This is a genomic window from Paenibacillus sp. BJ-4 (assembly GCF_020404765.1).
GTDB lineage: Bacteria > Bacillota > Bacilli > Paenibacillales > Paenibacillaceae > Paenibacillus.
The window spans coordinates 1-211 of the sequence record NZ_JAIVEM010000090.1 but is presented as its reverse complement, the minus strand read 5'-3'; the positions used below and the strand labels follow the sequence as shown (position 1 = coordinate 211).

Below are 211 nucleotides of genomic sequence, written 5' to 3'. Positions count from 1 at the left end.
GATGCCTAGGCGCCAGGAGCCGACGAAGGACGTGGCGAACAACGATAAAGCCTCGGGGAGCTGTAAGCAAGCTTTGATCCGGGGATGTCCGAATGGGGAAACCCGACTGTCTTCATCGACAGTCACTTTCTGCTGAATACATAGGCAGAATAGAGGCAGACCAGGGGAACTGAAACATCTAAGTACCCTGAGGAAGAGAAAACAATAGTGA

1 rRNA gene is annotated in these 211 nt (G+C 51.7%); it reads left to right on the top strand.

The features are described 5' to 3' along the window. A 23S ribosomal RNA gene (locus tag LCF57_RS16025) occupies window positions 1–211 on the top strand; the annotation flags it as partial.